This window comes from Arthrobacter sp. PAMC25564 (assembly GCF_004798705.1).
Classification (GTDB): domain Bacteria; phylum Actinomycetota; class Actinomycetes; order Actinomycetales; family Micrococcaceae; genus Arthrobacter.
Window position 1 is genome coordinate 3597660 of sequence record NZ_CP039290.1, and the last position, 22988, is coordinate 3620647.

General features: G+C 67.5%; 22 protein-coding genes, 3 pseudogenes and 2 riboswitches. Of the genes and pseudogenes, 10 read left to right on the forward strand and 15 right to left on the reverse strand.

Translation table 11 applies throughout. From position 1 onward, the window contains the following. Positions 1-2: 2 nt before the first annotated feature. A complete protein-coding gene (locus tag E5206_RS16750) occupies positions 3-1388 on the reverse strand; it encodes a glycine--tRNA ligase (protein ID WP_136323480.1) in 1386 nt (461 codons plus the stop codon). 133 nt (positions 1389-1521) lie between these two features. Continuing rightward, positions 1522-2517 carry a DMT family transporter gene (locus tag E5206_RS16755; protein ID WP_136323481.1) on the reverse strand — a complete coding sequence of 332 codons (996 nt, stop codon included), beginning with the start codon at positions 2515-2517 and terminating at the stop codon, positions 1522-1524. Positions 2518-2549: 32 nt separating this feature from the next. Here E5206_RS16755 and E5206_RS16760 point away from each other — a divergent pair, with 32 nt between their 5' ends. Next, a complete protein-coding gene (locus tag E5206_RS16760) occupies positions 2550-2786 on the forward strand; it encodes an RNA-binding S4 domain-containing protein (protein ID WP_136323482.1) in 237 nt (78 codons plus the stop codon). 60 nt (positions 2787-2846) lie between these two features. Here E5206_RS16760 and E5206_RS16765 read toward each other — a convergent pair whose 3' ends face one another. Continuing rightward, on the reverse strand, positions 2847-3497 hold the full coding sequence (locus E5206_RS16765) for an alpha/beta fold hydrolase (protein WP_136323483.1): 651 nt from the start codon (positions 3495-3497) through the stop codon (positions 2847-2849). 70 nt (positions 3498-3567) lie between these two features. Here E5206_RS16765 and E5206_RS16770 point away from each other — a divergent pair, with 70 nt between their 5' ends. Then, positions 3568-4443, forward strand: coding sequence for an SGNH/GDSL hydrolase family protein (locus E5206_RS16770; RefSeq protein WP_240689801.1), 876 nt, complete (start codon positions 3568-3570; stop codon positions 4441-4443). Between the two features lie 47 nt (positions 4444-4490). Then, a complete protein-coding gene (locus tag E5206_RS16775) occupies positions 4491-5021 on the forward strand; it encodes a hypothetical protein (protein WP_136323484.1) in 531 nt (176 codons plus the stop codon). On the opposite strand, the gene E5206_RS16780 is transcribed toward E5206_RS16775, so the two are convergent. From E5206_RS16780 to E5206_RS19860, 4 genes are all read right to left on the reverse strand, one after another. Continuing rightward, positions 5008-6204: a homoserine O-acetyltransferase gene (locus E5206_RS16780; protein WP_136323485.1), complete on the reverse strand. Its 1197-nt coding sequence runs from the start codon at positions 6202-6204 to the stop codon at positions 5008-5010. The genes E5206_RS16775 and E5206_RS16780 overlap by 14 nt on opposite strands. 11 nt (positions 6205-6215) lie before the next feature. Beyond that, positions 6216-6331: riboswitch (SAM riboswitch) on the reverse strand. 114 nt (positions 6332-6445) lie between these two features. Then, positions 6446-7762, reverse strand: coding sequence for a bifunctional o-acetylhomoserine/o-acetylserine sulfhydrylase (locus E5206_RS16785; protein ID WP_136323486.1), 1317 nt, complete (start codon positions 7760-7762; stop codon positions 6446-6448). Between the two features lie 63 nt (positions 7763-7825). Continuing rightward, a riboswitch (SAM riboswitch) is annotated at positions 7826-7941 on the reverse strand. Further along, positions 7934-8260: a hypothetical protein gene (locus E5206_RS16790; protein WP_346763476.1), complete on the reverse strand. Its 327-nt coding sequence runs from the start codon at positions 8258-8260 to the stop codon at positions 7934-7936. (Overlaps the previous riboswitch by 8 nt.) Then, positions 8148-8378 carry a hypothetical protein gene (locus E5206_RS19860; protein ID WP_346763456.1) on the reverse strand — a complete coding sequence of 77 codons (231 nt, stop codon included), beginning with the start codon at positions 8376-8378 and terminating at the stop codon, positions 8148-8150. Before E5206_RS19860 ends, E5206_RS16790 begins: the two co-directional genes overlap by 113 nt. Here E5206_RS19860 and E5206_RS19370 point away from each other — a divergent pair. From E5206_RS19370 to E5206_RS16805, 4 genes and pseudogenes are all read left to right on the forward strand, one after another. Then, the gene (locus tag E5206_RS19370) at positions 8317-8520 is read left to right on the forward strand and encodes a hypothetical protein (RefSeq protein ID WP_168709242.1); all 204 of its coding nucleotides are present in this window, start codon (positions 8317-8319) and stop codon (positions 8518-8520) included. The genes E5206_RS19860 and E5206_RS19370 overlap by 62 nt on opposite strands. Before the next feature lie 18 nt (positions 8521-8538). Next, entirely contained in the window at positions 8539-9570 is a 1032-nt protein-coding gene (locus E5206_RS16795; protein ID WP_136323487.1) for an alcohol dehydrogenase catalytic domain-containing protein, read from the forward strand. Between the two features lie 18 nt (positions 9571-9588). Then, positions 9589-9959: pseudogene (locus E5206_RS16800) on the forward strand (aldo/keto reductase). 200 nt (positions 9960-10159) lie between these two features. Further along, positions 10160-10798 (forward strand): VOC family protein, encoded by a 639-nt coding sequence (locus E5206_RS16805; RefSeq protein ID WP_136323488.1) that lies wholly within the window; start codon positions 10160-10162, stop codon positions 10796-10798. 123 nt (positions 10799-10921) lie between these two features. Here the strand turns inward: E5206_RS16805 and E5206_RS16810 are convergent, their stop codons facing one another. Next, positions 10922-11701: a CPBP family intramembrane glutamic endopeptidase gene (locus tag E5206_RS16810; RefSeq protein ID WP_136323489.1), complete on the reverse strand. Its 780-nt coding sequence runs from the start codon at positions 11699-11701 to the stop codon at positions 10922-10924. Between the two features lie 97 nt (positions 11702-11798). Here E5206_RS16810 and E5206_RS16815 point away from each other — a divergent pair, with 97 nt between their 5' ends. Then, positions 11799-12479, forward strand: a complete 681-nt coding sequence (locus E5206_RS16815; protein WP_240689802.1) for a histidine phosphatase family protein — start codon at positions 11799-11801, stop codon at positions 12477-12479. Between the two features lie 393 nt (positions 12480-12872). Here E5206_RS16815 and E5206_RS16825 read toward each other — a convergent pair whose 3' ends face one another. The 4 genes from E5206_RS16825 to tdh form a co-directional block, all read right to left on the reverse strand. Continuing rightward, positions 12873-14111, reverse strand: coding sequence for an amidohydrolase family protein (locus E5206_RS16825; protein WP_136323491.1), 1239 nt, complete (start codon positions 14109-14111; stop codon positions 12873-12875). A gap of 11 nt (positions 14112-14122) precedes the next feature. Beyond that, the gene (locus E5206_RS16830) at positions 14123-15262 is read right to left on the reverse strand and encodes an FAD-dependent oxidoreductase (protein ID WP_136323492.1); all 1140 of its coding nucleotides are present in this window, start codon (positions 15260-15262) and stop codon (positions 14123-14125) included. Between the two features lie 102 nt (positions 15263-15364). After that, the gene (locus E5206_RS16835) at positions 15365-16576 is read right to left on the reverse strand and encodes a glycine C-acetyltransferase (RefSeq protein WP_136323493.1); all 1212 of its coding nucleotides are present in this window, start codon (positions 16574-16576) and stop codon (positions 15365-15367) included. Positions 16577-16649: 73 nt separating this feature from the next. Next, positions 16650-17696: an L-threonine 3-dehydrogenase gene (gene tdh / locus E5206_RS16840; RefSeq protein ID WP_136323494.1), complete on the reverse strand. Its 1047-nt coding sequence runs from the start codon at positions 17694-17696 to the stop codon at positions 16650-16652. Between the two features lie 149 nt (positions 17697-17845). Here tdh and E5206_RS16845 point away from each other — a divergent pair, with 149 nt between their 5' ends. Continuing rightward, positions 17846-18751, forward strand: a complete 906-nt coding sequence (locus tag E5206_RS16845; protein WP_136323495.1) for a LysR family transcriptional regulator — start codon at positions 17846-17848, stop codon at positions 18749-18751. A 48-nt stretch (positions 18752-18799) separates the two neighbouring features. On the opposite strand, the pseudogene E5206_RS16850 reads toward E5206_RS16845, so the two are convergent. Next, positions 18800-19267 (reverse strand): annotated as a pseudogene (locus E5206_RS16850) (Lrp/AsnC family transcriptional regulator); the annotation flags it as partial. 1 nt (position 19268) lies between these two features. Here E5206_RS16850 and E5206_RS16855 point away from each other — a divergent pair. Then, positions 19269-19797: pseudogene (locus E5206_RS16855) on the forward strand (MFS transporter); the annotation flags it as partial. A 110-nt stretch (positions 19798-19907) separates the two neighbouring features. On the opposite strand, the gene gatB reads toward E5206_RS16855, so the two are convergent. Continuing rightward, the gene (gatB, locus tag E5206_RS16860; RefSeq protein WP_136323496.1) at positions 19908-21413 is read right to left on the reverse strand and encodes an Asp-tRNA(Asn)/Glu-tRNA(Gln) amidotransferase subunit GatB; all 1506 of its coding nucleotides are present in this window, start codon (positions 21411-21413) and stop codon (positions 19908-19910) included. Then, positions 21413-22984 carry an Asp-tRNA(Asn)/Glu-tRNA(Gln) amidotransferase subunit GatA gene (gatA, locus tag E5206_RS16865; RefSeq protein ID WP_136323497.1) on the reverse strand — a complete coding sequence of 524 codons (1572 nt, stop codon included), beginning with the start codon at positions 22982-22984 and terminating at the stop codon, positions 21413-21415. The genes gatB and gatA overlap by 1 nt, the downstream gene beginning before the upstream one ends. Between the last annotated feature and the right edge of the window lie 4 nt (positions 22985-22988).

A 22988-nucleotide genomic window follows, 5' to 3' on the forward strand; every position in this document is an offset into this window, starting at 1 on the left:
GCCTAGGCGCCGATCAGGCGTGCGGCCAGGTAGCCCTCCACCTTGTCCAGGGAGACGCGCTCCTGGCTCATCGTGTCGCGTTCGCGGATCGTCACGGCCTGGTCATCAAGGGTTTCGAAGTCCACGGTGATGCAGAACGGGGTGCCGATCTCGTCCTGGCGGCGGTAGCGGCGGCCGATGGCGCCGGCGTCGTCGAACTCGATGTTCCAGCTCCTGCGCAACTGGGCGGCGAGGTCCTTGGCCTTCGGGGAAAGGTCCTCGTTGCGGCTCAGCGGCAGCACGGCGGCCTTGACCGGGGCCAGGCGCGGATCCAGCTTCAGTACTGTGCGGATGTCGACGCCGCCCTTGGCGTTGGGTGCCTCGTCCTCGGTGTACGCGTCGATCATGAACGCCATGAAGGAGCGGGTGAGGCCGGCGGCCGGTTCGATCACGTACGGGGTGTAGCGCTCGTTCGTGGCCTGGTTGAAGTAGCTCAGGTCCGTGCCGGAGGCCTTGGAGTGGGTGGAGAGGTCGAAGTCCGTGCGGTTGGCAATGCCCTCAAGCTCGCCCCACTCGGAGCCCTGGAAACCGAAGCGGTATTCGATGTCCGTGGTGCCCTTGGAGTAGTGGCTGAGCTTCTCCAGCGGGTGCTCGAAGAAGCGCAGGTTTTCCTCACGAATGCCCAGGCTGGTGTACCAGGACATCCGCTCCTTCATCCAGTACCGGTGCCACTGCTCGTCCGTGCCGGGCTCGACGAAGAATTCCATTTCCATCTGCTCGAATTCCCGGGTGCGGAAGATGAAGTTGCCCGGCGTGATCTCGTTGCGGAAGGACTTGCCGATCTGGCCGATGCCGAACGGCGGCTTCTTGCGGGAGGCTGTGAGGACGTTGTTGAAGTTGATGAAGATGCCCTGGGCGGTCTCGGGGCGCAGGTAGTGCAGGCCCTCTTCGCTGGCAACCGGTCCGAGGTAGGTCTTGAGCAGTCCGGAGAACTCCTGGGGCTCGGTCCATTCGCCGCGGGTGCCGCAATTGGCGCAGGCGATGTCCTTGAGGCCGTTCTCGGCGGGTCGGCCCTTCTTTTCCTCGTATTCTTCCTCGAGGTGGTCCGCGCGGTACCGCTTGTGGCAGGAAAGGCACTCCACGAGGGGATCGGAGAAGACCTCGACATGGCCGGATGCCTCCCAGACCTGGCGGGGCAGGATGACGGACGAGTCCAGGCCGACAACGTCTTCGCGGCCGCGGACCACGGACTGCCACCACTGGCGCTTGATGTTTTCCTTGAGCTCGGCTCCAAGGGGCCCGTAGTCCCAGGCAGAACGTGAGCCACCATAGATTTCACCGGCCTGGAATACGAAACCCCGGCGCTTGGCGAGGGAAATGATCTGGTCGAGGACGGATTTTGCTGCCATGGGGGGACTCCAATTTCTACAGGGCCGCTGGGTGCGGTCCGCGGTCTGCGCCCCGGATCCCCGGCTGGTTGCCGGACGGAGCAGTACGAAAGATTGATGTGCAGGATGCTGCGCTTCCTAGCCTACCGGCCAGCTACCGCTTCAAAGCCCCCTTGGGCCAGGGCAGGGTGGCGAGCACGATGGCGGCAAGCGTCAGGAGCGTGCCGAGGACCGTGGGCAGCGCCACCACGGTGCCGGGCACGGGCAGCACCACGTCCAGGGCCAGGGACCCCAGCAGCTGTCCGGCGATCATGCCCAGCCCCGTGACCAGCACCCCGAGACTGCGGACCAGCAGGGCGCCGAGGCCGATGAAGACGCAGCCCATCGGGCCGCCAAGGTAGTACCACCACTGTGCCGGGAGTCCGCTGCCAGCGCCGGCGACGGCGAGCTTAACCAGCCACGCGATCCACAGCAGGGCCGTGCCGGAGATGAAGTTCACCAGCGTGGCGGCGATCGGGGTGCCGTAGTGGACCGTGGCGGTGCCGTTCATAGCCTGTTGGAAGCTCATCAGGAATCCGGCCAGTACCGGAAGCAGGATCGTGGCCAGCAGCGGCGCGGTGCCGGATCCGGCGTCGTGCCCGCCGCCACCCGCGGCAGATGCGGCGAGGCGCGGGGACACCGCCCAGGCAACGGCGGCGATGGTCAGGAGGCACCCGATCACCCGGATGCTTGTGACGGGCTTCTTGCCGGCGGGTCCGATCCCCATCCGGTCCACCAGCAGGCCGCTGAGGGTCTGCCCGGTCACCGTGGCGACGGTGAACAGGGCGACGCCCAGCAGGCCCACCGTGAAGGATTGCGCGAAGACGAAGAAGGCCCCGATGCAGCCGGCCAGCACGTAGTACGGCGGGATCCGGCGTTCCCGGACGGCCGGCAGGATCCGCGCCAGCCCCGCCCGGCCCTTCGGCAGGGCCACGGAGATGACGATCATCAGGACCAGCCCCGTGGTGAAGCTCACCACCGCGGCTCCGATGCCGTCCGCCAGCACCGCGCCGAGGGCACCGTTGATGCGTCCCTGCACGGGGATGAACAGGCCGGCGGCCACGGCCAATGGCAGGCCCGCAATAAGCGGAAGGCGTGGTGCATGGGTCATTGGAGACACCTTACGTCAGGCATTATTGCTGTATGAGCAACCCGGAAATTGAAGAGATCCCCATCCGCGACGACATGATCCGGCTGGGGCAGCTGCTGAAGCTTGCCAGCCTGGTGGAGGACGGCGTGGAGGCGACGGAGCTGATCAGGAACGGCCTGGTGCAGGTCAACGGCGAGATCGATGACCGCCGCGGGCGCCAGCTCCACGACGGCGACACGGTGACCGTGAACGGCCGGACCGTGCGGATCAGCACACCCGCCGGTTCGTAGCCTGGCCCGGCGCTGCCGGCGGCGCCGCTACCCGGGCATCGCCCGACGTCGTCCGGGCGGTTATTTGTTCAGCACCTCGTGGGTGAGGAACTCGGACACATGGCCCAGTTCCTGCTGGTTGATGCCATGCCACATTCCTGAGTAGAGCACCTTGGTGAGCTTCACGTGCTTGCGGACCCAGCCCATCGTGTATTCGATCTTGTCGGGCGTGATCACGGGATCCTGCTGGTCCCGGCCCCAGAACAGCGGCAGGGTTCCGTCCAGTTCGCCGTCGCGGAAGCTCGGGTCATCCCCGGCGTCGATCGCAAACCCTGACAGGCCGACGACGGCGGCGAAGTCCGCCGGACGCTGCCGCAGCAGCGTTGTGGCCATCGCCATGCCCATCGAGAATCCGAGCAGCGTCACTGACGGGTGGTTGGCCTTGACGGCGTCGAGCCAGCCGAAGACATAGGCGGCGGCGTCCTTGACGGCCTGCACCGAGTAGTCGGCCGAACCCACGAGCGGGAACCAGCTGAAGCCCGGTCCCATGGTGATCGGGGCGCGGACGGAGGCTACCGCGAAATCCTGCGGGAGCATGTCCGCCAGGCCGAGCAGGTCCTGCTCGTTGGCGCCGTAGCCATGCAACAGGACCAGGAGCGGTTTGCCGGCCGTGGCCTCCTCCGGCTTGGACCACAGGACAACGGGGGCAGGGAAGGCATCAGCTAGAGTCATGGAACCATTCTTACAGTTACCCGCCGGTAACAACTTACGGTGGCGTAGCTTTGGCTCAACAGTGGAGGATATGAAGGTGAGCGAAACCGAAGCCATGGAGAACTCCCCCGAGAGCGTCGTAACCCACCCGTGGACCCGCTATGTCGCCATGGGCGATTCGTTCACGGAAGGCATCGGGGACCCCGAACCGGCCAGCCCCGGCGGGCACCGGGGCTGGGCGGACCGGGTGGCTGAAGAACTGAGCCGCGGCCACACTGACTTCGCCTACGCCAATCTGGCCGTCCGCGGCCGGCTCCTGCAGCAGATCGTGGACCAGCAGCTGGCCCATTGCCTGTCCCTCAAACCCGATCTGATCACGCTCTCGGCCGGCGGCAACGACCTGATCCGTCCCGGCGGCGATCCGGATGCGCTGGCGGAAAAGCTCGACTCGGTGGTACAGATCCTGGCCCTGGGCGGCGCGACCGTGGTCCTCTTCAACGGTCCCGACACCGGCTCCACGGTGCTTGGCCGGATCCGCAGCAAGGTTGCCATCTACAACGAAAACCTCCGGACCATCGCGGCCCGGCACGATGCCGTCATCGCGGACATGTGGTCCCTGCGGCAGCTGAATGATCCCCGGATGTGGGACGCGGACCGCCTGCACTTTTCTCCGCTGGGCCACCACACGATCGCGGCCATGGTGCTGGATTCGCTGAACGTCCAGCACACCCTGGAGCCCCTCTCGCCCAAGCCCCTGCCGCAGCGCAGCTGGCGGGAGGCACGGTCCGGAGACCTCGTATGGGCGAAGGATTACTTCGTCCCCTGGGTGGTCCGCCGGCTGCGGCACCGCTCCAGCGGGGACGGCATAACGGCAAAGCGCCCCCTGCCCGGACCGGTGTTCGGCCCCGGGGTCCCCCTGGGCTCCGGCGAGGGCCCCCCGGGGGCAGAAGAACCAGTGCGGTCCTGAACGGGTCCGGGCATAAGCTGGGGGAAACACTTGGGAGGCCCGGCACCGTGAACAGTCTGTTCTTTTGGATCATCGTTTTGACCTTCGTGGTCCCGACGGCGCTGCGCCTGTACCGGAAGTCAGTCCGCGGCCGGAACCGCGGCCAGGGCATGCCCGGCGGGTTTCCGAACCTGCCGGACGGCGGGTATCCGGGCCAGTACCCGGGCCAGCAGGGCAAGCAGCCCCGGGATGGCTACACCCAGCAGGACTACTTCGGCGGCGGCTTCCAGGCCGGCACCCCCGGACAGCCTTTGCCGCCGTACCCGGGCCAGGCGGGCTACCGGAACCCCGTCCCCTACGAGGACAGCCCCGAGTACCTGAACAACCCTCCCGGGTCCGGGCAACAGCCCTCCGGGCAGCAGGGCGCGTGGCAGCAGCCTGCCGGACAGCCGCCCGGAACCCCTGCAGTTCCCACGCCGCCGTCGGGCACGCAGGGGTTCCGGGCGCGCAAGCTCGCCGAACTTGACCAGCGGTACAGCGATGGCGAGCTCGCCATGGAGGATTACATGGCCCAGCGCGCGGAGATCATGAAGGGCTGACCGCCTGTTCGGCCGCCTGGCCGAAGAAGTTCTGCCGGAACTGCTCGCTGAGCTGGCCGATTTCGGTCAGGAAGCCGTCGTGGCCGATCGGGGCCTCGATCATGTGCAGTTCCGCTCCGCCCGGCAGCGCATCGGCGAGTTCACGGGACTGCGCCGGGAAATACAGCCGGTCCGAATCCACCGCCGCGACAATGAAGTCCGCCGTCGCGTGGGCCAGCGATTCCTGGAGGGGGCCGCGTCCGCGGCACACGTCATGGCTCATGAGGGCCTCGGTGATGGCGATGTAGCTGTTGGCGTCGAAGCGCCGGACCAGCTTGTTGCCCTGGTGGTCGAGGTAGCTTTCCACCTGGTAGCGTCCGCGCCCGGCCAGCGAACCGGCGTCCAGCGGCGCCTCTGCTTCCTGGGCGTTCCGGCCGAAGCGCCCGTCCAGTTCGGCCGCCGAGCGGTAGGTGATGTGCGCGATCCGGCGTGCCAGGGCCAGGCCTGCAACCGGCCCGGGGCCGCCGTAGTAGTCCCCGCCGTTGAAGTCCGGGTCCAGGCGGATAGCCAGGGTCTGGGCCTGGGCGAAGGCAATCTGTTCCGCGGTGCTGCTCGCGCCGACGGAAATCACGGCGCAGCGCCGGACCCGTTCCGGGTAGCTGACGGCCCACTCGAGGGCACGTGCCCCGCCGAGGGATCCGCCCAGTACGGCGAACCAGCTGCGGATGCCCAGGGCGTCCGCAAGCCTGGCCTCGGCCTCCGTGGTGTCCCGCAGGGTGACCAGCGGAAACCGTGAACCCCAGGGCTTTCCGTCGGGGGCCTGCGTCGAGGGACCGGTGGAGCCGTAGCAGCCGCCCACGATATTGATGGAGACGACGAAGTACTTGTCGGTGTCCACGGGGGCGCCGGGGCCCGCGAGCTGCTCCCACCAGCCCGGTTCCTCGCTGGCGCCCCGGGTCACGTGGGTGTCGCCGGTCAGCGCATGTTCGATCAGCACCGCATTCGAGCCGTCCGCGTTCAGCCTCCCCCAGGTCTCGTAGGCGAGGACGACATCGGGGAGCCGGGCACCGGACTCAAGCTCGAGGTCGCCGATCCGCAGGTACTGGACGGTTCCGTCCGGCACGGCTTGTTCGACTTCTTCTTCGACGGCACGCCGGGATGGATCGGTGCCGGGTACACCGCTGTGGGTGAGGGAAAGTGTCATATGAGGACCTAACTTCGCGCTTGCCTGCCGTCAGCTGACCGGCAGGCCAGGTCTTCACCCGGGGCACCCCGCCGCAAAAGGAGGGTTGCCGGCCAGCAAGCCGGGGCTGTCGCTGGCGCTCATGACCTTCAATGAGTTTACGAAACGAGGCGACGGAATGGCGAAGATTGTGACGGCCATGTGACTCCCGGCGTCCCGGCGCCGTCGCCGGCGGATCAGGGACGCCGGGAGTCAGTGCACGTCAGACGCTCTTGGCCGCGCGGAATCCGGCGTCGAGGTCCGCGAGGATGTCATCGATGTGCTCCAGGCCCACCGAGAGCCGCACGAGTCCCGGATTGACGCCGGCGATGGCCTGCTGTTCCGGGGTCAGCTGGCTGTGCGTGGTCGACGCCGGGTGGATGACCAGGGAGCGCACGTCACCGATGTTCGCCACATGGGAATGCAGTTCAAGGGCATCAACGAACGCCTTGCCCGCCTCGGCTCCCCCGGCGATGTTGAACGCCACGACCGCACCGGTGCCCTTGGGACCGTACTTGCGGCCCCGCTCGTACCACGGGCTGGAGGGCAGCCCCGCGTAGGCGACGGATTCGACGTCGTCCCTCGCCTCGAGCCATTCGGCCACCTTGGTGGCGTTGGCGACGTGCCGTTCGACGCGCAGGCTCAGGGTCTCGATGCCCTGGGCGATGAGGAAGGCGTTGAACGGGGAGACGGCCGAGCCGAGGTCGCGCAGGAGCTGGACGCGGGCCTTGAGGATGTAGGAGAGGTTGGCGCCCAGGGCGCCGTCCGCGCCCAGGTCCCGGGCATAGACCAGGCCGTTGTAGCTGGGGTCCGGGGTGTTGAAGCCGGGGAACCGCTCGGGGTCCTTGCCGAAATCGAAGTTCCCGGAATCCACGATCACGCCCGCGATCGCGGCGCCATGGCCGCCGAGGTACTTGGTGGCGGAGTGCACCACGATGTCCGCGCCCCACTCGATCGGACGGATCAGGTACGGGGTGGACAGGGTGTTGTCGACGATCAGCGGCACGCCGCCCTCGTGCGCCACCTTGGAGACGCCCTCGATGTCGAGCACGTCCTGGCGCGGGTTGGAGACTACCTCGGCGAAGAACAGCTTGGTGTTGGGCCGGACGGCGTCGCGCCACTGCTCCAGGTTGTCCGGGTCCTCCACGAAGGTGACGGAGATGCCGAACTTCTTCAGCGTGTGGGCCAGCAGGTTGTAGGTTCCGCCGTAGAGGCTGGGGCTGGCCACCACGTGGTCACCGGCTTCGGCGACGTTGAGGATCGCGAAGGTCTCCGCGGCCTGGCCGGAGCTGAGCAGCAGGGCCGCGAGGCCGCCCTCAAGACTGGCCACGCGCTGCTCCACCGCGTCCTGGGTCGGGTTGCCGATCCGGGTGTAGATGGGGGCGAGCTCGGCGAGGGCGAAGCGGTTGGCGGCGCTTTCAGCGCTCGGGAACACGAACGACGTCGTCTGGTAGATAGGCAGGGCCCGCGCGCCGGTGGCGCTGTCCGGCTCCTGGCCGGCGTGGATCTGGCGGGTTTCGAAGGACCAGGCATTGGACATCGGAAAAGCTCCTCAAGGACCGGGCACAGGTCCGCCCGGAGCTGATCGGCTCGGGACGGCACGGGGCCGCGCTTGCCCTCCGGCGGGCGCCGGACGGCCAGGTCTTCACCCGGGGCACCCCACCGCGATACGAGGGTTGCCGGCCAGCAAGCCGGGGCTATCTGCTGGCACTCATGACCTGACTTCAGTGTAGGGACGCTCCAGCGGCGCTGGATAGCTTTGTGACGAAGATGAAGCCACCGGGCAAGTGACTGTGGCGGTCGCGGCCCAACTGGCGAGCAGTTTCAGACTTTCGTCGCTGGCGGAACCTGGGTCTCCGGTGTAGGCGAACATGGTCCACCCGGGGTTGGCCGGCAGTTCCATCGCTTCATAGCCGAGCTCGAGGTCACCACCCACGGGATGGTGGATGCGTTTGAGGCCGGTCCGGTGGAAGCGCGCATTGTGGGCGGCCCAGCCGGTGCGGAATTCGTCGCTGCGCGTTGCGAGCTCGCCAATCAGCTCGGAGAGTTCTGTCGTGCGGATTCCGGCCGGCGTAGCCGCGCAAGACGGCCACGATGTCATTCGCCGCCTGTTCCCAGTCCGGGAAGAAGGTGCGTGCTTCCGGGTTGAAGAACATGAAGCGGGCTCAACAGGGAGGACGCCGTGAATACCACCCCGGTATTCCCTGCCAGCAGGCCATCGGACCCGGCATGCCTGTAACGACAGGCACTCCCAAGATGGATTTCGCGGGTGTTGACTGGAACCTGACCGACAACTGAGTAAAGGAACCCCTGAACATGCGAGCAACACTGATGTACGGCGCCGGCGACGTGCGTGTCGAAACCGTTCCCAACCCCACGATCCAGGAGCCCACGGACGCCATCGTGCGCATCGTCGCCGGATGCATCTGCGGCAGCGACCTGTGGCCCTATGCCTCCAGGCCCGAGACTGCAGAAGGCTCCCGCATGGGCCACGAGTTCGTCGGCATCGTCGAAAAGCTCGGCCCCGGTGTGACCGGCCTGGCGGTGGGTGACTTTGTCATTGCCCCGTTCGTCGCCTCCGACGGCACCTGCGACTTCTGCAAGGAAGGCCTGCAGACCTCCTGCCGCCACGGGGGACACTGGGGCGGCCAGGATGACGGCGGCCAGGGCGAATTCGCCCGCGTGCCGCAGGCATCCGGCACCCTAGTCGCAGTTCCCGCTGGCTTCGATGAGAAGCTGATCCCGTCGCTCTTGAGCCTCTCCGATGTCATGTCGACCGGATACCACGCGGCCAAGAAGGCTGGCATCAAGCCCGGACAGACGGTCACCGTGATCGGCGACGGGGCAGTCGGACTCTCCGCGGTCATCGCCGCCAAGCTGATGGGCGCCTCGCGCATCATCCTCATGGGCCGCCACGAGGCCCGCACCAGTCTCGGCCGCGAGTTCGGTGCCACTGACGTCGTCGCCGAACGCGGAGGCGAGGGCATCGCCAAAGTCAAGGAGCTCACGAACGGCGACGGAACCCACGTCGTACTCGAAGCAGTGGGCCTCAAGGCGGCGATCGAGATGGCCATCGGTGTCGTCCGTGACGGCGGCGTCATCAGCCGTGTCGGTGCACCGCAATTCTCCGAAGTTCCACTCGGGTTCCCCGAGTTCATGCGCAACATTACGCTCACCGGTGGTGTCGCACCGGCACGCGCATACATCGAGGAACTGCTGCCGCTCGTGCTCGCCGGAACCATTGACCCCGGCAAGGTCTTCGACCGCACCATCGGCCTGGACGACGTTCCCGCCGGCTACCAGGCCATGGCCGACCGCGAAGCGCTCAAAGTACTCGTCCGCCCGTAACCCGAGGAACACGAAACCATGAACATCACACTCAACAACGGCGTCGTCATGCCCGCCATCGGCCTCGGTGTCTTCCAGACCCCTCCCGAGGTCACCACCGGTGCGGTCGCAACCGCGCTGGAGACCGGCTACCGCCACATCGACACCGCGGCCGCGTACGCCAACGAGCGCGAAGTGGGCGAGGGCATCCGCCGCTCCGGTCTTGACCGCTCCGAGGTCTTCATCGAGACCGCCCGGAGCGCATCGCCGAAAACTTCGACGTCTTCCATTTCGAGCTCACTCCGGGGCAGATGAATGCCCTCGAGGCGCTCGACACGGGAGTGCGCGGCGGCCCCGATCCCGACTCGATCACCCTCGAGGCCTTCGGACGGGAGATCCCGGAAGCCTGATCCGGCCCACATGCCGGTCCATGCCGGTAGCAGCTGCCGCCCTGGCCCCCTGTGAAAAGGAGGAAACCGCCCCTGCCCGGACAGATGAAGCGACGGCCACGACGGGCATATCCGCGCCCCGGTGGGCTGCCGGAGGACATCCCATCATGGTTAGGGGCGCCTAAGCTGAGAGCCCCATCACAAAGTGTCAAGATGATGGCATGCGCATGGATCACGTCTCTTACGCCTGTGAACAAGATGGCTTGGCAGCCACCACCGAACGAATTGCGTCTGCCCTCGGCGTCGAAGCCGTGAAGGGTGGAGTACATCCCCGTTTCGGGACCCGAAACATGATCATCCCGCTCGCGGGACACAAGTATGTGGAGGTCGTGGAGGTCCTGAACCACCCGGCTTCCGACAAGGCCCCTTTCGGCCAGGCAGTCCGCGCCCGCTCCGAAGCGGGCGGCGGCTGGATGGGCTGGTGTGTCGAGGTCGACGACCTGGCACCCTTCGAAGAGCGCCTTGGCCGCGCCGCGGTCAACGGCAACCGGAAGTTCCCCGACGGCCGCGAGCTGGTCTGGAAGCAGATCGGTATCCTGGGCCTCATCGCGGATCCGCAGGTCCCCTACATGCTCAAGTGGGAAGGCGATCCGGAGCTCCACCCCTCCAACGCCTACCAGAGCAACGTCAAGATGTCCGCCCTGACCATCGCCGGCTCGGCAGAGCGCGTCACCGAATGGCTCGGTGTCCCGGTGGAGAAGCCGCTGGAAGACGTTGCCGTGCATTGGCTTGCCCCCCGCGGCACGCCGGGCATCATGTCAGTCACCTTCGAAACTGCAACCGGAGCCGTCACCATCTGACGCTTCTGCTGCCTTACCCTTCGGCCGCCATCAGCGGGTGCCAATGACGTCACCCGCCGATGGCGGCCGAAATCCTTTAAGGGCTGCCTTGCGACCGGCCGCCGGCGCCCGGGCCTCGGGCGCTCAGCCCAGGCCGATCGCCTTGCCGAAGAGGCTGAATCCGACGAAGGCCACGGTGTCCAGGATGGCGTGTGCGATGACCAGCGGCATCACCCGCCGGGTCCGCGTATAGATCAGGGCGAAGATGACGCCCATGATGGCATTGCCGATGAAGGGCCCGAATCCCTGGTACAGGTGGTAACTGCCACGCAGCATGGAGCTGACAAAGATCGCCAGCGGCGTGCTCCAGCCGAACTTGCCCAGCCGGTCCAACAGGTAGCCCACGACTATCACCTCCTCCACGATCCCGTGCCGGACCGCGGAAAGGATCAGCACCGGGACCGTCCACCAGTAGGAGTCCAGCGCGCTGGGGATGATCGCCGTCGTGATGCCCAGCGCCCGGCCGGCAGCGTATAGGCCCAGGGAGGGAATCCCGATCAGGGCGGCCAGCCCCACCCCCTGCAGCAGGTCCTTGCCGGGCCGGGCGAAGTCCAGCCCCAGCTTCCGGAACGCCGAGGCGCCGCGCGGGCTGCTTCCGGACAGGCCGGCCCGGTGGTCGGTGAGGAAGTAGATCACCAGGAGCACCGGGACCAGGGCAAAGATGATGTCCAGCAACTGGTAGGTGAGGTCGAAGTATTCGCGGCTGCTCTGCGAGCGGTTCAGCGTGGAGGTGCCTTGTGCCAGCGGCGCCGTGGTCAGCTTGTCCAGCAGTTGGACCACCGAGTACACCGCGGACTGTCCCAGCGACAGCCCCAGCACAATCCATACTTCTATCCGCAAACGACGGCGGGAGGGAACCAACATGTTCCTATCTTGCCTGCCCTTGCCGGGAATTGGCTGTTGCTGCCCGTTCCCGGGCCCTCCCAAGCTGGCGCCCCGCCCGGCCCTATGCTTGGAGGTTATGAGTGCGCCCGGGAAAATCATCATGATCCGGCATGGCCAGTCCGCTGCCAACGCCGACACTTCGATCTATAACCGGGTGCCGGATTACCGGATCCCGCTGACTCCGCTCGGCGTCGGGCAGGCCCGGGCGGCCGGCGAAGAGGTCCGGCGCCAGCTGGACGGCCGGCCGGTGTGCGTCTACGTCTCCCCCTATCTGCGGGCCTACCAGACCCTTGAGGCCCTCAACCTGGGGCCCTTGGTCGAGCGCGTCATCGAAGAGCCCCGGCTCCGGGAACAGGACTGGGCCAACTTCCAGATCGCCGGTGACATCGAGGACCAAAAAGAGCTCCGCAACGCCTATGGCCACTTCTTCTACCGGTTCCGCGAAGGCGAGTCCGGCTCCGATGTGTACGACAGGATTTCCTCGTTCATGGAAACCCTGTACCGGCACTGGTCCAAACCGAACTATGCCCCGAATGCCCTGTTCGTGACGCACGGGCTCACCATGCGGCTATTCTGCATGCGCTGGTTCCACTGGTCCGTGGAGTATTTCGAGTCCCTGAACAACCCGGACAACGCCGAGGTCCGCACCCTCCTGCGCACCGACTGGGGAAAATACGAGCTGGACAAGCCGTTCACCCAGTGGGAGGACCGCCGCGTGGACGAGACCGTCCTGGACGCCCCGCCGATGGTCTTCTAGCAGTACTTTGGCTCTACGACGTGAAGCCGGACGGTTTCAATCCGGAGATCGGCTCCTCCTGGGTTGAAGGTCGAATGTTGCGCCTTGGAAGTACAGAGGAGAGCACGATGAGCAACGACCAGGCGGAACCTGAGACGAATGGTGTTACGGCGGAGTTACTTGCCACGGTTGACCTTGGCCCTGAGATCGAGGGCATGGCGGGGCGCCAACTTCGAATGCGGATGGTTACCATCGAGCCGGGAGGCGTCTTCGGCCCGGTTCACGACCATAAAGGCCGGCCAGGCATCGTCTACATCCTGCGGGGAACGATCACTCGGTGGATATCGTCAGGCAAGAGTAAGTCCAGGCCCGGCATCTGCCTACGGCGACAATGGTCCGAACACCCGGCGCGCCTTATTTCACCCGCTGCGGCACGCCGGCCCGCCAGACGGCGTGCGTCAGCGGAATGCCGGGCCGGTAGGCCAGATGGGTGGCCGAGGGTGCGTTGAGCAGGTGCAGGTCCGCGCGGTGTCCGACGGCGATCGAACCCACGGCGCGTTCGCCGTCGACGTCGTTCCCGGACTCTCGGCGCAACGCCAGCGCGCCGCCGTACGTCGCCGCCCGCACGGCCTCGTGCACGCTGAGGCGCATCTGCAGCACGGCGGTGGTGACGCAGAACGCCATCGAACTCGTGTATGAGGTGCCGGGGTTGCAGTTGGAGGCCAGCGCGAGCTGCACCCCGGCGTCGATCAGCTCCCGGCCGGGAGCCAGCGGCTGGCGGGTCGAGAGGTCGCAGGCCGGCAGGCAGGTGGCGACCGTGCCCCGCTGCCCGGTGCCCGCCGGGCCGGCTGCGCGGGCGCCGTCCGCGTCCCAGCCGGACCAGCTGGCCGCGAGGGCGTCGATGTCCGCGGCGGAGAGGTAATTGACGTGGTCCACACTCGCGGCGCCGAATTCGACAGCCAGCTGCACCCCGGGGCCCGCGCCGAGCTGGTTGCCGTGCACCCGCAGTCCCAGCCCCGCGTCCTTGCAGGCCTGCAACACCCGGCGGGACTGGTCCTCGTTGAAGGCCCCCTGCTCGCAGAAGACATCGGCCCAGCGGACATAGGGGCGGACCGCGGCGAGCATCGGCCCGCAGACGAGGTCCGTATACTCCTCGGCGTCGATCCCCGCGGGGACGAGGTGCGCGCCAAGGTAGGTCACCTCGTCCACCACGGTCGAGGCGATGCGGGCGCTGCGGGCCTCGTTCTCCACGTCCAGGCCGTAGCCGGTCTTGGTTTCCAGGTACGTGGTGCCCTGCGAGACGGCCTCTGCGACCCGGCCCATCGCCAGCCGGGTGAGGTCGAAGTCCCCGGCGCTCCGGGTGGCAGCGGTGGTCACGGCGATGCCGCCGGCGCTGTAGCTCTCCCCCGCCATCCGGGCCTCGAACTCGGCGGTGCGGTCCCCGGCAAAGATCAGGTGGGTGTGCGAATCGACCCAGCCCGGCAGCAGGGCGCGGCCGCCGGCGTCGACGGCCTCGTCGGCGGCCGGGGCAGCCGCCGCCGCCCCGAGCCAGGAAATCCGTTCCCCCTCGATGACCACCGCCGCATCACGGAGCACGCGATGCTCCGCGTCCTGGGTCATCAGTTCGGCGATGTTGGTGATGAGGGTGCTCATGGCTCCATTCTTCAGCGCCGGATGGACCACCGGGTCGCAGCCAGCGCCTCCGCCGTCCGGGATGCCGGACTTGCCGTCCCCGCGGCTCCGGCTGATGGCACGGGGCCTTGCCCGGCGACCATTCCAGAAAGGATCAGCCCGGCGGCGAGCTCGGCGATGCCGGAGGACGTCTGGAATCCGTAACCGCCCTGGCCGGCGAGCCAGAAGAACCCGGGGGCCTCGGCATCGAACCCCACCACGGGGAGGCCGTCGGCCGCTTCCGTCCGCAGGCCTGTCCAGGCCTTGCTGACGCCGCGGATCCCGAGCGTGGTGAGGGTGTTGAGCCTGGCGATCAGGGCCTCGACGTCACCGGGGTACGGCTGCGCATCTTCGGGGCCGCTCGGCACGGACTCCGCGGGCGAAATCAGGATCTGGTGTTCGCTGTCGCGCCGGAAATAGAAGCTGTCGTCGGCGGCCGCCACCATGGGGGTGCCCTCCGGGAGGGGACGTTCGACGTCGACGATGGCCGCGGTCCGCCGGTACGGCTGGAGCTGGACTTTTTCGACCCCGCTGAGGACGGCCACTTCGTCCGCCCAGGCGCCGGCCGCGTTGACCACAACGGCAGCCTGGAAGCCCTCCTGCCCGGCCCCGAGCTCCCAGCCGGAGCCGAGGCGCTGGGCCGAGTGGACCCTGGCGCCGGTGAGGATGTCCACGCCGCCGGCCTCGGCACGCTGGCGGTGGTCCTCCAGCAGCAGGGGCGCATTGCAGCCATAGGAACCCGTGTCCAGGCCGGCGGCAGTGAAGGCTTCCGGATTCAGGACCGGGCACAGCTCCATCGCCTCGGCGTGGGTGATCCGGCGCATGTGGCCGCTGGCCTTCTCGCGGACGGAGGAATCGTCCCCGATCAGCATGAAGCTGCGCGGGGAGAGCACCGGTTCCGGCCGGGTCCCGTCCTGGGCGGCGATGAGTTCGAGGGTACGGAGCGTGAGCTCCTGGACCACGGGAGGTCCGTAGCTGGGAATCAGTTGCCGGGCCGAGCGCGCGGAGCTGTGGTAGGCCAGGGACTGCTCGGCTTCCACCAGCGCAACACTGCATTTTCCGGCCAGGGCCGAGGCAAGGGACAGGCCGGCGATACCGCCGCCGACAATCACGACATCGTAATTAGCAGACATGGTTACATCCTCGCAGACGGAGGCGGTCGCGGCGCCGTTTGGGGTGCCGCAACCTTGAAGGCCGCACCAGTGAAGCGGCGTCACGGGGGCGCCTCCGGGCGGCTACTGGCCCGCGACCGCCTCACGGCTGCGTACGAAAGCCTTGACGCAGGCTTCCACGTCTTCGGCACTGTGGGCGGCGGAGAGCTGGACGCGGATCCGCGCGGCGCCCTTGGGGACCACGGGGTAGCTGAACGCGGTGACGAAGACGCCGTTGTGCAGCATCGCGTCCGCCACCTTGGCTGCCAGGACTGCGTCGCCGAACATGACCGGAACAATCGCGTGTTCGCCGGGCAGCAGCTCGAAGCCCTCTTCCGACATCCGGTTGCGGAAGAGTTCCGCATTGGCGAAGAGCCTGCCGCGCAGTTCGCCGGAGTTCTCGACGAGGTCCAGGGCCGTGAGCGTGGCGGCGACGATGGCCGGGGCCAGCGAGTTGGAGAACAGGTACGGGCGCGCCTTCTGGCGGAGCATGGCGACGACCTCGCGGCGCCCCGAGACATAGCCGCCGGAGGCCCCGCCCAGGGCCTTGCCGAAGGTGCCGGTGAAGATATCCACGCGGTCCGAGACGCCGGCGTGTTCCGGGGTCCCGGCCCCGGTGGCCCCCATGAAGCCGACGGCGTGGGAATCGTCCACCATGACCATGGCGTCGTACTTTTCCGCGAGGTCGCAGATCGCTTCGAGCGGGGCGAGGAAGCCGTCCATGGAGAAGACGCCGTCGGTGACGATGATCTTGCGTCGCGCCGGGTTCTCCTGCGTGCTGGCCTCGATCAGCTTGGCTTCAAGGTCCGCCATGTCCTGGTTGGCGTAGCGGAAGCGCTGGGCCTTGCAGAGCCGGATGCCGTCGATGATGGAGGCGTGGTTCAGCGCATCGGAGATGACCGCGTCTTCCGGGCCGAAGAGGGACTCAAAGACGCCGCCGTTGGCGTCGAAGCAGCTGGAGAAGAGGATGGTGTCCTCGGTGCCGAGGAACTTCGAGACCCGCGCTTCCAGGGCCAGATGCAGGTCCTGGGTGCCGCAGATGAAGCGCACGCTCGCCATGCCGAAGCCGCGCTCGTCCATGGCGGCCTTGGCTGCCGCGATGATCTCCGGGTGGTCCGCGAGGCCCAGGTAGTTGTTGGCGCAGAAGTTCAGGACGTCCGCGCTGGCCCCGCCGATCTGTCCGGCCTTGATGTGGTTGGCCTGGGGCGAATCGATGTGCCGCTCGGTCTTGAACAGACCCGCGCTGCGGATCTCTTCCAGTTCCTGCTGCAACTGGTCCTTGATGGCTGAATACATGGGTTGTGCTCCTCGGCTGGGATGAAATTTTCGTGCGGTATGCCGGAAAAGGAAGAAGGGTGGAACCCGGGGGCTAGAATCCGGTCCAGTCGAGGACGACCTTGCCGCCCACGCCGGCGCGGGCGATCTCGAAGCCCTTTTCCCAGTCCGTGGCTGGAAGCGCGTCCGTGACCACGGCCGAGATGTTGGCGTGCAGCACCGGGTTGGAGGACAGCATGGCGCTCATGGCGTACCAGGTCTCAAACATTTCGCGGCCATAGATGCCCTTCATCGTCAGCATGTGCGTGACCACCTTGCCCCAGTCGATGTCGATGGACTGGCTGGGCAGTCCCAGCATCGCGATCCGGCCACCGTGGTTCATGTTCTCGATCATCTCAGGCAGCGCCGTGGGGTGTCCCGACATTTCCATGCCGATATCGAAGCCTTCGCGCATGCCGAGTTCGCGCTGGGCATCCCTGACTCGCATTTTCGAGACGTCGATCGCGAGGTCGACGCCGAGCTTCCGCGCCAGGTCCAGCCGCGGAGCCGAGACGTCGGTGATGGCGATCTTGCGGGCGCCGGCGTGGCGGGCGACAGCGATTGCCATCAGCCCGATGGGACCTGCGCCGGTGATCAGCACGTCCTCGCCGACGAGCGGGAAGCTCAGGGCGGTGTGCACGGCGTTGCCGAAGGGGTCGAAGATGGCGCCGAGTTCGGGCGTCACGGAGGGATCCTGATGGACCCAGACGTTGGTTTCCGGGATCACGACGTACTCGGCGAAGGCGCCGTCGCGCTGGACGCCGACGCTGACGGTGTTGATGCACATCTGCTTGCGGCCGGCCCTGCAGTTGCGGCAGATGCCGCAGACGATGTGGCCTTCGCCGGAGACGCGGTCCCCGACCTTGACGTCCAGGACGTCCTCGCCGGTCTCCACGACCTCGCCGTAGAACTCGTGCCCGGCGATCAGCGGGGCGTTGATGATGCCCTGGGCCCAGGCATCCCAGGACTGGATGTGCAGGTCGGTTCCGCAGATTCCGGTGGTCATGACGCGGATCTTGACATCCGCGGGGCCGGTTTCCGGCTCCGGGCGGTCGACCAGCTCAAATCCTGCGTGGGCGCCTGCCTTGTAGAGAGCCTTCATGGGCCTTCCTAACTGTGCTGTCTGAAACTGTGCTGTCGGGGACACCTGGTGTGGTTCAACCCACCTCATTAGACCGGCTGCAAAGCATTAGCACAACCGCTATTTCCTCAATCAACGATGTAGATTTTACTTCCGCATAGACTGGGGCCATGGAAATCCACCAGCTTGAAATGCTCAGGGAACTCGGCGCCCTGGGCAGCGTCAAAGCCGTCGCCGAAACCCTTTTGGTCACCCCGTCGGCGGTGTCCCAGCAGCTGGCCGCGCTGCAGCGGTCGGTGGAGGTCCCGCTGACCCGGAAAGAGGGCCGCAACCTGGTGCTCACCGAGGCCGGGCAGGTGCTCGCCGACGCCGGCGCCGCCGTCGTCAGTGCCATGGCGGACGCCAGGATGGCGATCGGCGCCTACCACGGCTCCCCGGTGGCGCCGGTGACGCTCAGCGGCTTCCACAGCGCGGGGCAGGCGCTGTTTGCGCCGCTGGCCCGGCTGCTGGCCGCCCCGGGCCAGCCACGGATCCTGCTTTCGGACGAAGACGTCGCCCAGCAGGATTTCCCGGCCCTCACGGCGCGCTATGACCTGGTGCTCGCGCACCGGATGGACCACAGCCCGCGCTGGCCCGAGGAACGCGTCGCGGTGATCCCGCTCGCGCACGAGCCGCTGGATGTCGCACTGCCGGCCGGGCACCGGCTGGCGGGCCAGGACGCGGTGACCGCGGACGACGTCGTCGGCGAACCGTGGGTGACCAGCCGCACGGGCTACTCCCCCGCGGACGTGCTCTCCGCCGTCGCCGCCGTCTCCAGCCAGGAACTGAACATCGTCCACCGGATCAACGACTACTCCACGGTGGCGGCGCTCGTGGCGACCGGGAGCGTGATCGGCCTGCTCCCCCGGCACACTGCCCGGCCGGTACTGAACCCGGGGATCGTGCTGCGGCCGCTGGAGGGCATCAGCACCCGGCGCCGGATCGACATCCTGGCCCGGCCGGAAAACCTCAAGCGCACCTCGGTCATGATGGTCTGCGACGCGTTGCAGACCATCATGACCGAACTGGTCACCTGATCCGTCCGCTCATCCCAACTGGCTCGCAGTTGTTGTCGTTTTGAGCGCTCATAACGACAACAACTGCGAGCCAGTTGGGCGGGGCCCGGCAGCGGGGACGACGACGGCGCCGCTCGCCGTCGTGTCCGGGTTCAGCATCCAGCCGACCCGCTTGGCGGCGCTGAGCACAACAACGCTTTCCACCAGCACGATGCCCGGGATCCGCTGCTGGAGTGCCAGCTCGGCGTTCATGACGTCCGCAAGGGAATGCAACCACATCAGGATGACAAAGTTGGTGCGTCCCGTGGTGGAGGCACTGAGCCTGACGTTGCGGAAGCTGCGCAGCTCGGCTGCTGCGGCCTCATGCTGGCCCGGCGGCACGTTGGCGAACCACTGGCAGGTGACCGGATACCCCGAGTACTGCTGCGCGATTTCGCAGCGGAAGGACAGCATCTGGCTGGACAGCACCCGGTTCAGCTGCCGCTGGACGGTGGCGGGGTTGCGGCCCAGCGCCCGGGCGATTTCCGCTGCTGTCGCCACGGTGTCCTACTACATCTGGGGGCGGTGGCTCCGAGCTACGCCGCCACCACGCTCAAGATGGACCGCGGAGACGCCCTGTGGGCCGGTGTGATCGCCAACATCGTCTTCATCGCCGCCCTGCCGTTCTGGGGCAAGCTGTCCGACCGCATCGGCCGCAAGCCCGTGCTGATCGCGAGCTCGGCCGGGGCCGCCGTGCTGTTCTTCCCGATGACGTGGCTCCTGAAGGACTCGCCCTGGCAGCTGGCCGTGGCATGTCCGTGATGCTGTTCTTCATCGCCGGCAACGCGGCCATCGTCCCCGCCGTTTACGCCGAGCTCTTCCCGACCAAGATCCGCACCATCGGCGTCGGCATCCCGTACTCCATCTGCGTCGCGGTCTTCGGCGGCACCGCCCCGTACCTGCAGACCTGGCTCGGCACCATCGGACAGGCCAGGCTGTTCAACGTCTACGCGGTGATCCTGCTGCTGATCGGCATCGCCTTCGTCGTCACCATCCCCGAGACCAAGGGCAAGGACCTGACGCACTAAGCCCCCTCGCGCCTGGCGCTGCGCAACCCGCCCCGCGACGCGCAAAAGCCCTGCCGCTGCCGGAATTCCGGCAGCGGCAGGGCTTTTGCGCGTCGTGCGGTGCTTCGGGCTTAGCCCTCAACTCCGAGTTTCGCCAGGATCAGCTCGCGCACCCGGCCGACGTCGGCCTGCCCACGGGTGGCCTTCATGACGCCGCCGACGATCGCGCCGATCGCCTGGAGCTTGCCGCCGCGGATCTTGTCCGCGACGTCGGGCTGCGCGGCGAGGGCCGCGTCGATGGCTTCGAGCAGGGGGCCGTCGTCGGAGACCACGGCGAGGCCGCGCTTCGCCACGATTTCCGCCGGGGTGCCTTCGCCGGCGAGCACGCCGTCGAGGACCTCGGTGGCCATCTTGTTGTTGATCTTGCCGTCCTCGACCATCTGGTTCAGCTCCACGATGGTGGCGGGTTCGACGCCGAGCTGGCCCGGGTCGACGTCGGCGTTCTTGGCGCGCCCGACGATCTCGCCCATCCACCACTTGCGGGCGACCGTGGCGGTGGCGCCGGCGGCGATGGTTTCCTCGATCTCGTCCATAACGCCGGCGTTCACGACGTCGCGGAACTCGAGGTCCGAGTAGCCCCAGTCGGCCTGCAGTCGCTTGCGGCGCGCGGCCGGCGGCTCGGGCAGCGTGGCGCGCAGTTCCTCGACCCATTCGCGGGAGGCCACGATCGGCACCAGGTCCGGTTCCGGGAAGTAGCGGTAGTCGTCGGCGTCGGACTTGGCCCGGCCGGACGTCGTCGTGCGGGTGTCCTCGTGCCAGTGGCGGGTTTCCTGGATGACCGGCTCGCCGGAATCGAGCACGGCGGCGTGCCGCTGGATCTCGTAGCGGACGGCGTGTTCGACGGCACGCAGCGAGTTGACGTTCTTCGTCTCCGAGCGGATGCCGAAGCGCTCGCGGCCGTGCGGGCGCAGCGAGACGTTGGCGTCGCAGCGGACGTTGCCGCGTTCCATCTTCGCGTCCGAGACGCCGAGGTTCTTCACGATTTCGCGGACGGCGGCCACATAGGCCTTGGCGAGTTCCGGGGCGCGGCTGCCGGCGCCCTCGATCGGCTTGGTCACGATCTCGACGAGCGGCACACCGGAGCGGTTGTAGTCCACGAGGGAGTAGTCCGCGCCCTGGATGCGTCCGGTGGCGCCGCCCATGTGGGTGAGCTTGCCGGCGTCCTCTTCCATGTGGGCGCGTTCGATCTCCACCCGGAAGATCGTGCCGTCGGAGAGTTCGATGTCCAGGTAGCCGTCGTACGCGATCGGGTCTTCATACTGTGACGTCTGGAAATTCTTGGGTGTGTCCGGGTAAAAGTACTGCTTCCGGGCAAATGTGCAGGACTCGGCGATCTTGCAGTTCAGGGCCAGGCCGATCTTGATCGAGGACTCGATCGCCGTCTTGTTCACCACCGGCAGCACGCCAGGCATGCCCAGGTCCACCTCGTTGACGTTCGTGTTGGGCTCGTCGCCGAAGACATTGGGCGCGGAGGAGAACATCTTGGTCTTGGTGTTGAGCTCCACGTGGACCTCGAACCCCAGGACGGGATCGTACTTCTCCATGGCCTCTTCGAAGCTCAGGGTTGCGTCAGTCATTAGTGGGAACCTCCGTGGCTCGCGACGGCGTCAGAAGATGCGGTGAGGGAAGGAGCCGCCAGGGAAGGGGCCTTGTCCAGCAGCGGGCCGCCCCACTGCGCCTCGAGGAGGGATTCGAGCACCGCGCCGACGCGGTACAGCCGGGCATCCTGGCGGGCCGGGGCCAGCAGCTGGACGCCGACCGGAAGCCCGTCCTCGTCCGCCAGGCCGCCGGGCAGGGACAGTCCGGGAACGCCTGCCATGTTGGCCGGGATGGTGGCGACGTCGTTGAGGTACATCGCCAGCGGGTCGTTGAGCTTCTCGCCGAGTTTGAACGCCGTGGTCGGGGCCGTCGGGGAGATCAGCACATCGGCCTTGGCGAACGCGGCGTCGAAGTCGCGCTGGATCAGGGTGCGCACCTTCTGGGCCGAGCCGTAGTAGGCGTCGTAGTAGCCGGCGCTCAGGGCGTAGGTGCCCAGTATGATGCGGCGTTTGACCTCGTCGCCGAAGCCGGCCGCGCGGGTGGCTCCCATAACGCGTTCGATCGTCAGCGGACCGTCCTTGGGCAGGGCCCGCAGGCCGTACCGGACGCCGTCGAACTTGGCCAGGTTCGAGGATGCCTCGGAGGGCATGATCAGGTAGTACGCGCCCAGGGCGTACTTGAAGTTGGGGCAGGAGACCTCGACGATCTCGGCGCCGGCACCCTTGAGCAGCTCAAGGGACTCGTTGAAACGGGTCTCGACGCCGGCCTGGTAGCCCTCGCCGTGGAGTTCCTTGATGATGCCGATCTTCATGCCGTCCACATTGCCGATCCGGGCGGCGGCGACGAGGTCCTCCAGTGGGTCCGGCAGCGAGGTGGAGTCGCGCGGATCGTGGCCGCCGATGACCTGGTGCAGCAGGGCCGAGTCCAGCACGGTACGGGAGACCGGGCCGATCTGGTCCAGCGAGGACGCCATCGCGATGGCGCCGTAGCGGGAGACCCCGCCGTAGGTGGGCTTCACGCCGACGGTGCCGGTGACGGCAGCGGGCTGGCGGATGGAGCCGCCGGTATCCGTGCCGAGGGCCAGCGGGGCTTCGAACGCCGCGACGGCGGCAGCGGAACCGCCGCCGGAGCCGCCCGGGATGCGGTCCAGGTCCCAGGGGTTGTGGGTGGGGCCGTACGCGGAGTGCTCGGTGGAGGAGCCCATCGCGAATTCGTCCAGGTTGGTCTTGCCCAGGATCGGCATCCTGGCCGCGCGCAGGCGCTCGACGACGGTGGCGTCGTAGGGGCTGTGCCAGCCCTCGAGGATCTTCGAGCCGGCCGTGGTGGGCTGGCCGATCGTGACGATGAGGTCCTTGACGGCGATCGGCACGCCGGCCAGGGCATGGAGCTCCCCGGCGGCGGCGCCGCCGGCGGCACGGATGGCGTCCACCTCGGCGGCGACGGCGAGCGCCTCGTCCGTGTTGACGTGCAGGAAGGCATGGACCTGGCCGTCGACGGCGGCGATGCGGTCCAGGTGCGCCTGGGTGACGTCGACGGCGGAGACTTCGCGGGCGGCCAGCTTCGCGGCGAGCGCGGCGGCGGAGGAGCGGATCAGTTCGTTGTCAGTCATGTTC

Excerpts from the sequence above, each read along its gene's own strand:
- E5206_RS16750 (WP_136323480.1), bottom strand. The coding sequence starts at position 1,388 with ATGGCAGCAAAATCCGTCCTCGACCAGATCATTTCCCTCGCCAAGCGC.
- E5206_RS16755 (WP_136323481.1), bottom strand. The coding sequence starts at position 2,517 with ATGACCCATGCACCACGCCTTCCGCTTATTGCGGGCCTGCCATTGGCC.
- E5206_RS16760 (WP_136323482.1), top strand. The coding sequence starts at position 2,550 with ATGAGCAACCCGGAAATTGAAGAGATCCCCATCCGCGACGACATGATC.
- E5206_RS16765 (WP_136323483.1), bottom strand. The coding sequence starts at position 3,497 with ATGACTCTAGCTGATGCCTTCCCTGCCCCCGTTGTCCTGTGGTCCAAG.
- E5206_RS16770 (WP_240689801.1), top strand. The coding sequence starts at position 3,568 with ATGAAGGTGAGCGAAACCGAAGCCATGGAGAACTCCCCCGAGAGCGTC.
- E5206_RS16780 (WP_136323485.1), bottom strand. The coding sequence starts at position 6,204 with ATGACACTTTCCCTCACCCACAGCGGTGTACCCGGCACCGATCCATCC.
- E5206_RS16785 (WP_136323486.1), bottom strand. The coding sequence starts at position 7,762 with ATGTCCAATGCCTGGTCCTTCGAAACCCGCCAGATCCACGCCGGCCAG.
- E5206_RS19370 (WP_168709242.1), top strand. The coding sequence starts at position 8,317 with ATGTCATTCGCCGCCTGTTCCCAGTCCGGGAAGAAGGTGCGTGCTTCC.
- E5206_RS19860 (WP_346763456.1), bottom strand. The coding sequence starts at position 8,378 with ATGTTCTTCAACCCGGAAGCACGCACCTTCTTCCCGGACTGGGAACAG.
- E5206_RS16795 (WP_136323487.1), top strand. The coding sequence starts at position 8,539 with ATGCGAGCAACACTGATGTACGGCGCCGGCGACGTGCGTGTCGAAACC.
- E5206_RS16805 (WP_136323488.1), top strand. The coding sequence starts at position 10,160 with ATGCGCATGGATCACGTCTCTTACGCCTGTGAACAAGATGGCTTGGCA.
- E5206_RS16810 (WP_136323489.1), bottom strand. The coding sequence starts at position 11,701 with ATGTTGGTTCCCTCCCGCCGTCGTTTGCGGATAGAAGTATGGATTGTG.
- E5206_RS16815 (WP_240689802.1), top strand. The coding sequence starts at position 11,799 with ATGAGTGCGCCCGGGAAAATCATCATGATCCGGCATGGCCAGTCCGCT.
- E5206_RS16825 (WP_136323491.1), bottom strand. The coding sequence starts at position 14,111 with ATGAGCACCCTCATCACCAACATCGCCGAACTGATGACCCAGGACGCG.
- E5206_RS16830 (WP_136323492.1), bottom strand. The coding sequence starts at position 15,262 with ATGTCTGCTAATTACGATGTCGTGATTGTCGGCGGCGGTATCGCCGGC.
- E5206_RS16835 (WP_136323493.1), bottom strand. The coding sequence starts at position 16,576 with ATGTATTCAGCCATCAAGGACCAGTTGCAGCAGGAACTGGAAGAGATC.
- tdh (WP_136323494.1), bottom strand. The coding sequence starts at position 17,696 with ATGAAGGCTCTCTACAAGGCAGGCGCCCACGCAGGATTTGAGCTGGTC.
- E5206_RS16845 (WP_136323495.1), top strand. The coding sequence starts at position 17,846 with ATGGAAATCCACCAGCTTGAAATGCTCAGGGAACTCGGCGCCCTGGGC.
- gatB (WP_136323496.1), bottom strand. The coding sequence starts at position 21,413 with ATGACTGACGCAACCCTGAGCTTCGAAGAGGCCATGGAGAAGTACGAT.
- gatA (WP_136323497.1), bottom strand. The coding sequence starts at position 22,984 with ATGACTGACAACGAACTGATCCGCTCCTCCGCCGCCGCGCTCGCCGCG.